The sequence below is a fragment of the Pseudaestuariivita rosea genome (genome assembly GCF_017592335.1).
Taxonomy (GTDB): domain Bacteria; phylum Pseudomonadota; class Alphaproteobacteria; order Rhodobacterales; family Rhodobacteraceae; genus Parasulfitobacter; species Parasulfitobacter rosea.
On record NZ_JACNMP010000035.1, the window covers coordinates 23,587 to 33,319 of the forward strand.

Below are 9,733 nucleotides of genomic sequence, written 5' to 3' on the forward strand. Positions count from 1 at the left end.
AATGATTAAGAAAAATAATCAATCAATCGAGGTGTCTTGTGGCAGATAGGTCAAGAACTGGGTGACGGCATCGAATGTTTCGCCCTTCCGCCAGGCCACGTAGACGTCGACCTTGGGTCCGCCGCCGGTCAGGGGTTTATAGACCACATCATCGCGACTGAACTGGCTGACCCATTGGGGTACAAGCGACACCCCAAGACCCGCGGCGACCATGGCGATGATCATGTGGCGTTCGTTGGCCTCTTGCAGGATACGGGGCTGCAGACCTGCCGCGAAAAAGTGGTTCTGGATGACGTCGAAAAGGATCGGGCGATGCGATCTGGCCGGAATGACCAGCGGTTCGCGCGCAATCGCTTCCAGGGATACGCTGTCTTGATGTGCGGCCGGATGATCGGCGGGCAGGGCCGCGACGACAGCTTCGCTAAAGACAAAGCGGTGCTGAACAAAATCCTCTTTCGGGGGAAGGCGCACAAAGATCACGTCAAGCGACCGATTGGCCAGCCCATGGATTGCGGGGGCCGACAGCATCTCGAAAACCTTGACCTCGACATTGGGTTGCGCCTTGCGGAAACGCCGGACGACATTGGGCAGGATACCGGCCGTCGCTGAATCGACGCCGCCAATTTTCAGCAGGTCACCCCCACTGCCACCAACGGCGCGGGCCGCTTCAACAGCCGCTTCGGTCTGGGCAATGGCAGCCCGTGCTTCGGGCAAGAACACCTCGCCCGCGCGGGTCAGGCTGACACTGCGGGTGGTGCGTTCAAACAGTTTGACGCCCAGACGGTCTTCCAATCCGCGCACCTGTGCAGACAAGGCGGGTTGCGCCATATGCATGCGCTCGGCAGCGCGCCCGAAATGCAGTTCTTCGGCAACGGTTATGAAGATGCGTAGCTGTTTCAGCTCCATCCTGAAGCCGCCCGTCGCCAGTCAGAGGATTTATTTTTCATTTTTTTCCACTCAATCGCGTCTTGCTGTGTACACTAGCCTTACTGATCATGTGGCGCGGAAAAAGACGCCAATTCAGGGAGGAATACAATGAAAAAGGTTCTTATGGCCGCAATTGCGGGCCTGGCTGTGGGATTTTCGTCAGTTGCTATTGCAGATGACAGCTATCCATCCAAGTCGATTACATATGTTATTCCGTATAATCCAGGCGGCGAAAGCGATGTAACGGCCCGTTTTCAGGAACAGTTCTGGAAAGACGTCACCGGTCAGGATGTTGTTATTCAATATAAACCCGGTGCGGGTGGTGCGACAGCCTGGTCTCAGCTGGGTGGTTTTGATGCCGACGGTTACACCATCATGAACGTGAATTTCCCCCACGCGATTTTGCAGCCCTCGATGAAAGATGTCGGTTATCAGACCGAAGATGTAATACCTGCTTATGTCTTTCATTATACGCCTGATGCGATTGTCGTGCGGGCCGACAGCCCCTATCAGACGCTGCAGGATCTGATCGATTTTGCCAAGGAAAACCCTGGCGCTTTGACCTTTGGCGGATCTGGTACGAATTCGGCCAACCATCTGGCAGCTGTACGGATCAGCGAAATGGCCGGGATCAAAACGACATACGTGCCGTTTTCTGGATCGGCCCCGTCGATGGCTGCTGTTCTGGGTGGGCAGATCGGTGCAGGGATGACCTATACGACCCAGGGTGTGAAAGCCGGTGATCAGGTGCGTGTGCTGGCCATTGCCACGGAAGAGCGTGTGGACATCTTCCCCGATGTGCCAACTTTCAAGGAACTTGGGTTTGATTATGTCGCAGGTGCCTATCGCGGTGTAACCTTGCCAAAAGATACACCCACCGAGGTCCGCGAAAAGCTGTCGGATATCATTGGTCAGATCAATGCGATCCCCGCGTTCCAGCAGCAGATGCAGGAAAACGGCTATGTTCTGGTCGATGTGCCGTCCTCTGACATGGAGGCCTGGATCGAAGAGCGCCGCGCGGATTATGCCGCGGGCATCGAAATCCTGCGTGGCAACTGATCCAGAGGACGCGCATCGATGCTTGAGGCCCTGCTAAACGCATTATCGCCCGGCAATCTGGTGTTGGCCCTGCTTGGGGTCATCGCCGGAACCATGATCGGGGCGCTGCCCGGCTTGTCGGCCACGATGGCCGTCGCTGTGCTGGTGCCATTCACCTTTACGATGGAGCCCAGTTCAGGCCTGATCGTATTGGGCGCGATTTACACTGGTGCGATTTATGGCGGGGCCTATTCCGCTATTTTGGTCAACACACCCGGCACGCCCGCCGCCATCGCGACCGCCATGGACGGCTTTCCAATGGCCAAGCGGGGCGATGGTGATCTGGCGGTGACCTTATCCTGTCTGGGATCTGTCGCAGGTGGTTTGGTGGGCGCGCTGGCGCTTTTGTTTCTGGCGCCACCGCTGTCGAAAATCGCCTTGGCGTTCGGGCCCGTTGAATACTTCTGGCTAGCGATATTCGGTTTATCATTGATCGCAACACTATCGCGGGGCGCCACGTTGCTGGGCCTGATCGGCGGTGCAATTGGCCTGATCCTGTCATGTGTCGGGTCGGCGGTAGTGGGCGGCGACGTGCGGTATACCTTCGGGCAAACAGCCCTTCTGGGCGGTATTCCGGTTATTCCTGCGCTGATCGGCCTTTATTGTGTGCCTGTGCTGATCGATATGGTCATTCGCCCCGAGGCACATCTGGAACAACGCGCAGAACGCATGGCAGGGTTTCGTCTGATCGAGGCGTTGGGCCTGATGTGGCGGTCCAAGTTCAATGTGGTCCGTTCCGCGCTGATCGGCACGGGCGTTGGCATTATTCCCGCCGCCGGTGGATCGGTCGCCGGGTTGGTTGCCTATTCCGAGGCACGGCGCAGTTCGCGCAACTCGGACGATTTCGGCAAAGGTGCCCATGACGGCATCATCGCGTCCGAGGCCTCGAATTCAGCAACGGTTGGCGGTGGGTTTATTCCGACCCTGGTTCTGGGTATTCCCGGCACGCCGCCGGATGCGATTATCCTTGGGGCCTTGCTGGTGCAGGGCATTCGGACCGGGCCGCAGCTGTTCACGCAACAAAGCGATATCGTCTTTACCTTCACATTCGGCCTGATCATCGCGACCCTTTTGATGTTGCCGACCGGGCTGGTGATCGGGCGTTATGCCTATAAGCTGATCGTTTCGATCCCCAAAACAGCGCTGGTGCCCGCCATCGCCTTTCTGACATTTGTTGGTGCCTATGCGATCGAGGCGAACACCGTACACGTTCTGATTATGGTGGTTTTGGGTATTCTGGGCTGGCTGGCCGCCCGCGTGGGCCTTGAAGCCTCGCCCATTGTGCTTGGTTTGATCTTGGGCCCCATTGCCGAGGCGGGCTTTGTCCAGGGGTGGCTGATCGGCGGTGCGCAAGGCGACAGATTGGGCATGTTCTTTGGCCGCCCGATTTCGCTGGCGATTATCGCGCTGACGATCCTGACGCTTGTCTCATCGGGCATTTTCAAGCGGGCCAAACAACCAAAAGAGGTCGCATAATGGGACCCAGGGTCAAACCGATTATCGCTTCAGTCATCGGCGTTGCCGTCGGTATTTTTGCATTGTCACAAACGGCGCCAATGTCTGAATTGGGACGGGTCTTTCCAACAACGGCGGGGATCATTGCAATCGTGGGCGGCGTTGCGTTGGCTGCATTGACAGTTCTTCGCCCGGTGCCCGCGGCCTCGCTATCCGAGCCGAGCGATGTGCCGCGGGTTATCGCAACCTGTGCTGTTTTGTTGGGTTGGGCGCTGTTGCTGGACCCGCTTGGGTTCATCGCGTCGTCCGGTTTGTCGATCGTGGCGCTGGCCCTGATCGCCCGACGCGAACCCATGGGGCTGAAATCGATTGCCATTCATCTGGCCGTCGGCGCCGGGCTGGTTCTGTTGTTTGCGTTTTTGCTAAGTCAGGTTCTGAACGTCAGTCTGCCGTAACGCCCGGGCTCAGCCCAGAAAGACACCGACCACAACAACCATCAGTCCGATCATCGAAAGGAACAGGGCGCCCAGGTTCAGCGGTATGATTTTCTTAAGTTTCTCGCGCAGGTCATCGTCATCCGCCGCGTTACGCTTTGCAGCCGAAATCTTGAATATACTGAAAATGACACCGGCAAGACCTGCCAAAGTCACTGCAGCACCAATCCAAACAAGCCATTCCATCGCAATTCTCCCTTGGGTCAGCGCGCTAACCTAACAGTGGCCGGTCTGCAACCCCTTGAAGTGATCCCATAGCGGCGGTACTGACAGGCTTGCATAATCAGGAGCCTTTCGATGAGCGATACCTCAACCGACGCCAGCTACCGCGTGACCGCAGACGAATTGCGCCAGTTCATCGAACGGTACGAACGTCTTGAAGCTGAGAAAAAAGATATTGCCGATCAGCAGAAAGAGGTCATGGCAGAAGCCAAGGGCCGGGGTTATGACACAAAGGTCATCCGCAAGGTCATCGCATTACGCCGGCGCGAACCTGACGATATCGCTGAGGAAGAGGCCGTGCTGGAAATGTATAAAGAAGCCCTTGGTATGTAATATCAATCAGGTGTGTGCGTATGGTGGATATCGGCCATAACGCGGCGTCCGATATCCATCAGCAGATCGTCGATATCCAACGATGCATCAGAAACCGAAACCTTGCCATCAATCAGCAGGAAGGACAGGCCGTGCACAAATGTCCAAAGCATGAACGCACGCTTGCGCACGTCATCGTCGATGTCCGCGCGGCCAAGATATAAGGCCACTTCCTGTTCAACGCGGACATAATGAACGGGACCTTCGTCCATCATGATCTGATGATTTTCGCTGTCTTTGGGAAGGCCGAACATCAACCGAAATATGCCGGATTCGCTTAAAGCGAAATCGATATAGCCACGACCCAGGGCAAATATTCGATTTATGCTGCCTTCCGGTTGTGCCTCGGCTCCGGCGACCATACCCGCGAACATACGCTCTTTGCCGTCACGGATAACCGCCAACAGCATTTCTTCTTTGTCTTTGAAATGCCGGTAGGGCGCGGCCGTCGATACCCCCGCGACTCGGCAAGCCTCTGACACCGAAAAGTGGTCGGGGCCCTTTTCTTCGACCAGTTGGCGGGTTGCTTCGACCAGCTGAGCGCGCAGATCACCGTGATGATATGATCTTTTTTTAAGCATTTCTTGATTGTTTTTCATGATCCACTTGATCTCAGCTTTCGTAAGACTTGTCAAAGTTAGAGCTTCTAACATATGTAAGAGGTGCTAACATTTGCTTAAAGGTGCAAAGATGCCAGAAAACACCCTGACCAAACATATATTTCGGCGCACGCTGATTATTTCAACCACTCTTGCGACGATTGGTGGGGCTGTACTGGCGGTAACGCTGGGTGCGGATCATATCTCTGCCCGCGCTTCGGCTGTCGAGATTGTCGAAACGGCCGAGTTGATTCCGGTTCAGGTTATATCGCTTCGAATCGAAGAGGGTTTCAGCATACCACGCCAATTCGTGGGCCAGGTTGAAGCAGCACAAAGCACGGACCTGTCGTTCGAATTTGCCGGTAACGTTGCGGAAATTCTGGTAGACGAGGGCGATCATGTCAGCAAGGGCGATTTGCTGGCGCGCCTTGACACCGCGATACTGGAAGCTGAACGTACGCGTCTGATGGCATCACGCACAGCGCTTGAGGCGCGCCTTGAATTTGCGCAAGTGTCGCTGCAACGACGACAAGAGCTGAGCGAGCGCGGATTTACCTCGATCGAGGCATTTGATCAGGCAATTTCGAACGAAGCTGAACTGACCGCGCGCATCGCCGAAACCACGGCCGCTATCAAGAATATCGATATTCAGATTGAAAAGGCCAGCATGACATCGCCCTTTGACGGTAGTGTCGGCGCGCGCTTGGTGGATACGGGCGGCAACGTCAGTCCCGGCGCACCAGTCATCACTCTGCTGGAACAAGCCGAACCCATTGTTCGCATAGGTTTGCCCGTTGATTTTTCTATAGATCAACACGCGGATTTCCGGGTCAAGCTGAACGATATCATCTATCCCGCGCGGGTTCAGACAATACGGCCCGATGTTGATCCGGTGACGCGGACCAGAACCGCGCTTTTCCGGGTCGATTTGCCCGCAGACGCTGCATTTGGTCAAAGTGCAACGCTTTTGGTCGATCGTCAGGTCGATGTCGCGGGTGCCTGGGTGCCCCTGCTGGCTTTGCGCGAAGGGGCGCAGGGACTTTGGACCGTTCTGGTTCTTGATGACGAAAATGTCGTGCGCCATGCGGCCGTAGAATTGCTGCATTCTGATGGTGAAAACGCATTTGTCCGCGGGTCTTTCGCGGATGGCGCAAATCTGATCCAGTCCGGCCCGCATCGCGTCGCGCCCGGGCAGCAGGTTCGCGTGATTGCGGGGCGTTAAGATGGAAACGCTGACATTTCGTTACCCGCGTGTGGTTGCCCTGATTTTACTGGTTTTGATCGCGGCGGGTCTGTCATCTTTGCTGTCGATCGGCCGTCAGGAAGATCCGACCATCACAAATCTTTTCGCAACGGTGACAACGACGTATCCCGGCGCTGACCCGGCGCGGGTCGAATCCCTTGTCACGGCTGAGATTGAGGAAGAGCTGCGCACGATACCAGAAGTCGATGTTATCACCTCGATTTCGCGAACAAGTGTTTCCGTTGTGTCAATCGAACTGCTGGAAACCTTGGACGAAACAAAGATTGAGCAGGTCTGGTCCGAAGTCCGTGATGCGCTTGCCGATGCACAGCGCAGCTTTCCGGCGGGCGTGCTGCCGCCTGAGATCGATGATGACGGTGTCAGCGCCTATTCAGCGGTCATTGCCGTCAGCATTAATCAGGACACGACCCCGTTGGCTTTGGCGTATCGTTATGCCCAGGGCCTGTCGGACCAACTGCGTGGCATTCCCGGTACAAAACTGGTCGAACTGTTCGGGACCCCCGAAGAAGAAGTCCTGATCGAGGTCGATCCCGTCAAGGCCGCTGGCCTTGGTCTGACGGCTGACGATATCTCGCGCGCTATTCAGAACGCCGACGGCAAGGTTCAGGCGGGCCGGATGCAGGCTGCTGATACGGATCTGACCATCAACATCTCGGGCGAGGTCGAGGCGCTGGATCGTCTGCGCGACGTCGTTCTGCGCCAAAGCACACAGGGCGGTATGACCCGGCTGGACGACATCGCCACAATCACCCGCGGTCCGCGAACACCTCAGGACGAGCTGGCCTTTATTGATGGCAAACCCGCGATCATTCTTGGTCTTCTGGCACAGGATAATCTGCAGATCGACCGCTGGATGTCCTTTGTCTATGACACACTGGATGAGACTGAACAGGATGTGCCAATCGGTCTGACCCGGCAGCTGGTGTTCGATCAAAGTACGTACACTCAGGATCGTCTTCTTGAAGTATCGCAGAATATGGCGATCGGCGTTGGGCTGGTGGTGGCTGTGTTGTTCCTGACGTTGGGCGTGCGTGCGGCGGCAATTGTTGCACTGATCCTTCCGGTGGTTAGTCTGGCGACATTGGCAACGATGAACATGATCGGTTTGCCCATACATCAGATGTCGGTAACAGGTCTGATCGTAGCCTTGGGTCTGTTGGTTGATGCGGCGATCGTGATGTCCGATGAGGTGCGTCAGCGCCTGATTGCGGGCATGCCCCGCGAAAAAGCAGTGGGCCAAGCCGTGCGCCGTTTGTCCGCGCCGCTCTTTGCATCGACTGTGACCACAGCTTTGGCCTTTACCCCCATGATCCTGTTGCCTGGTGGTGCGGGTGATTTCGTGGGCGCCATCGCAATCGCTGTTGTTCTGATGCTGTTCTGGTCATTCTTTTTGGCCATTACTGTGACGCCCGCCCTGGCTGGCTGGCTGTTGCCCAAAGGCGAAAACAGCAGCATCCTGGGGCGTGGCATCAATGGCGGGTTTCTTGCAGTCATCTTCGAAAAATCCATCCGGTGGGCGGTGGCAAACCCGGTGAAGTCCATTTCGATATCGCTGATTTTGCCGGTTCTTGGCTTTGCCAGCTTTCCAACGCTTCAGGCACAGTTCTTTCCTGGTGTCGACCGCGATCAGTTCTATCTTGAGATTGAAATGGCCAGCGGTGCGTCCATCGAAAACACATCTGAGGTTGTGCGTCAGATCGATACGATTTTGGCAAATGATCCGGATGTTCGAACAACCTATTGGACTGTGGGCCGAACCGCCCCGGCATTCTACTATAATATTGTCGGTGGCCGCAGCCAGGAACCGGGTTTTGCCCAGGCGATGATCACAACAACCTCGGCCGATGCATCGGCGCGACTTGTGCCCGTTTTGCAGGAACAACTGAACCAGCAGTTTCCCCAGGCGCGCATTCTGGTCCGCGGTCTTGTACAGGGACCGCCTGTGGCGGCCCCGGTTGAGCTGCGCTTCATCGGTCAAGACATCACGACATTGCGTGATCTGGGCGACCGCGCACGTGGCATCATGGCTGAACTGGATGCTGTTACGCAGGTGCGCACCTCAATCAGTGGTGGCGCCCCGAAGGTCCGCTATGATATTGACGAAGCCGAGGCGCGCCGCCTTGGCCTGGAACTGACCGGTATCGCTCGCCAGCTTGAGGCAGGCCTGGTTGGTGTAACCGGCGGGTCGCTGATTGAGGGCACTGAACAACTGCCAATCCGCGTCCGTTTTGGCGGCGGGTTGCGCGAAGATTTGGAAGCCATCTCAAATCTGCCGATCCAACTGCCGAACGCGCAACAGATTTCGGCAAGCGGTCAGTTTCCCGCGGTCCCACTTTCACATCTGGCGGATATGCGGATTGAACCCGCCGAAAGCGTCATCACCCGCCGGAACTCGGAACGGGTCAACACCGTTCAGGCCTATATTGTACCGGGTCTGTTGCCGGAAGAGGTTCTGCAACAGGTGCAAAACCGTTTGGCCGAGACCGGCTTTGACGTTCCGCCTGGCTATAGAATCGAAATTGGCGGCGACTCAGATGCCCGCTCTAGCACGGTTAATAATCTGCTGGCATCGCTTGGATTGATTGTCACGCTGACGATTGCCACGATTGCATTAACCTTCAATTCGTTCCGACTGACCGGGGTCGCTTTGATTGTTTGCCTGCTGTCCGCGGGGCTGTCTATTCTATCATTGGCCGTCTTCCAATATCCCTTTGGCATAACCGCTATTATCGGGGTCATCGGATCGATCGGCGTTTCTATCAATGCGGCTATCATCATTCTGACCGGTCTTCAGGCGAATGAGGACGCAGCGGCGGGCGATCACGCAGCCATGGCCAAGGTCGTCGTGGGATCAAGCCGCCATATCGTGTCAACCACCATCACAACATTCGGTGGCTTCCTGCCCCTGATCCTGGCAGGGGGTGGATTTTGGCCGCCCTTCGCGATGTCCATCGCAGGTGGTGTTCTGTTGTCGACGGTCGTGTCATTCTACTTCACCCCACCAATGTTTTCGCTGCTTTATCATCGAAAGTCATCTGCCGCATCGGAAGAACATCCAACTGCCTATCCCCGCGCAGCTTGACTTTGCAGCAAAATGGCAATGTGGTGCGACCAGTAAAATGAGTGATGATGACTTTTAGCGACATCATGACAAATGTGCACGATTGTGAACTGCTAGAGCGTGATGAAATCGACCTGAATCAAGGGGGATTCACATAGGCTTATTTTGCTGATTCACTGTCGCCGACCACAAGATGGAGGGCGAGCAGTGGGTAAGGCACTTTCGATGGACCTTCGGGAGA

9 protein-coding genes are annotated in these 9,733 nt (G+C 56.1%); 6 read left to right on the top strand and 3 right to left on the bottom strand.

All coding sequences use genetic code 11. The annotated features are described in order from the left end of the window. Positions 1 to 18: 18 nt before the first annotated feature. Positions 19 to 906, bottom strand: a complete 888-nt coding sequence (locus tag H7848_RS16700) for a LysR substrate-binding domain-containing protein (RefSeq protein WP_208353774.1) — start codon at positions 904 to 906, stop codon at positions 19 to 21. Between the two features lie 129 nt (positions 907 to 1,035). On the opposite strand from H7848_RS16700, the gene H7848_RS16705 reads away from it, so the two are divergent. The 3 genes from H7848_RS16705 to H7848_RS16715 are packed head-to-tail and all read left to right on the top strand — an operon-like array spanning position 1,036 to position 3,935. Continuing rightward, complete coding sequence (locus H7848_RS16705; protein WP_208353777.1) at positions 1,036 to 1,986, top strand: tripartite tricarboxylate transporter substrate binding protein; 951 nt, start codon at positions 1,036 to 1,038, stop codon at positions 1,984 to 1,986. A gap of 18 nt (positions 1,987 to 2,004) precedes the next feature. Further along, on the top strand, positions 2,005 to 3,501 hold the full coding sequence (locus tag H7848_RS16710) for a tripartite tricarboxylate transporter permease (RefSeq protein ID WP_208353780.1): 1,497 nt from the start codon (positions 2,005 to 2,007) through the stop codon (positions 3,499 to 3,501). Then, positions 3,501 to 3,935 carry a tripartite tricarboxylate transporter TctB family protein gene (locus H7848_RS16715; RefSeq protein WP_208353782.1) on the top strand — a complete coding sequence of 145 codons (435 nt, stop codon included), beginning with the start codon at positions 3,501 to 3,503 and terminating at the stop codon, positions 3,933 to 3,935. The genes H7848_RS16710 and H7848_RS16715 overlap by 1 nt, the downstream gene beginning before the upstream one ends. Positions 3,936 to 3,944: 9 nt before the next feature. Here H7848_RS16715 and H7848_RS16720 read toward each other — a convergent pair whose 3' ends face one another. Beyond that, positions 3,945 to 4,160 carry a hypothetical protein gene (locus H7848_RS16720; protein WP_208353784.1) on the bottom strand — a complete coding sequence of 72 codons (216 nt, stop codon included), beginning with the start codon at positions 4,158 to 4,160 and terminating at the stop codon, positions 3,945 to 3,947. 111 nt (positions 4,161 to 4,271) lie between these two features. On the opposite strand from H7848_RS16720, the gene H7848_RS16725 reads away from it, so the two are divergent. Next, entirely contained in the window at positions 4,272 to 4,529 is a 258-nt protein-coding gene (locus tag H7848_RS16725) for a DUF2312 domain-containing protein (protein ID WP_208353786.1), read from the top strand. Positions 4,530 to 4,531: 2 nt separating this feature from the next. Here H7848_RS16725 and H7848_RS16730 read toward each other — a convergent pair whose 3' ends face one another. Next, entirely contained in the window at positions 4,532 to 5,149 is a 618-nt protein-coding gene (locus tag H7848_RS16730) for a TetR/AcrR family transcriptional regulator (RefSeq protein ID WP_237072814.1), read from the bottom strand. 109 nt (positions 5,150 to 5,258) lie between these two features. On the opposite strand from H7848_RS16730, the gene H7848_RS16735 reads away from it, so the two are divergent. Next, a complete protein-coding gene (locus H7848_RS16735) occupies positions 5,259 to 6,389 on the top strand; it encodes an efflux RND transporter periplasmic adaptor subunit (RefSeq protein WP_208353791.1) in 1,131 nt (376 codons plus the stop codon). A 1-nt stretch (position 6,390) separates the two neighbouring features. Beyond that, a complete protein-coding gene (locus tag H7848_RS16740) occupies positions 6,391 to 9,513 on the top strand; it encodes an efflux RND transporter permease subunit (protein WP_208353793.1) in 3,123 nt (1,040 codons plus the stop codon). The last annotated feature ends 220 nt before the right edge of the window (positions 9,514 to 9,733 follow it).

Coding starts and splice junctions, on each gene's coding strand:
- H7848_RS16700 (WP_208353774.1), bottom strand. CDS start 906: ATGGAGCTGAAACAGCTACGCATCTTCATAACCGTTGCCGAAGAACTG.
- H7848_RS16705 (WP_208353777.1), top strand. CDS start 1,036: ATGAAAAAGGTTCTTATGGCCGCAATTGCGGGCCTGGCTGTGGGATTT.
- H7848_RS16710 (WP_208353780.1), top strand. CDS start 2,005: ATGCTTGAGGCCCTGCTAAACGCATTATCGCCCGGCAATCTGGTGTTG.
- H7848_RS16715 (WP_208353782.1), top strand. CDS start 3,501: ATGGGACCCAGGGTCAAACCGATTATCGCTTCAGTCATCGGCGTTGCC.
- H7848_RS16720 (WP_208353784.1), bottom strand. CDS start 4,160: ATGGAATGGCTTGTTTGGATTGGTGCTGCAGTGACTTTGGCAGGTCTT.
- H7848_RS16725 (WP_208353786.1), top strand. CDS start 4,272: ATGAGCGATACCTCAACCGACGCCAGCTACCGCGTGACCGCAGACGAA.
- H7848_RS16730 (WP_237072814.1), bottom strand. CDS start 5,149: ATGCTTAAAAAAAGATCATATCATCACGGTGATCTGCGCGCTCAGCTG.
- H7848_RS16735 (WP_208353791.1), top strand. CDS start 5,259: ATGCCAGAAAACACCCTGACCAAACATATATTTCGGCGCACGCTGATT.
- H7848_RS16740 (WP_208353793.1), top strand. CDS start 6,391: ATGGAAACGCTGACATTTCGTTACCCGCGTGTGGTTGCCCTGATTTTA.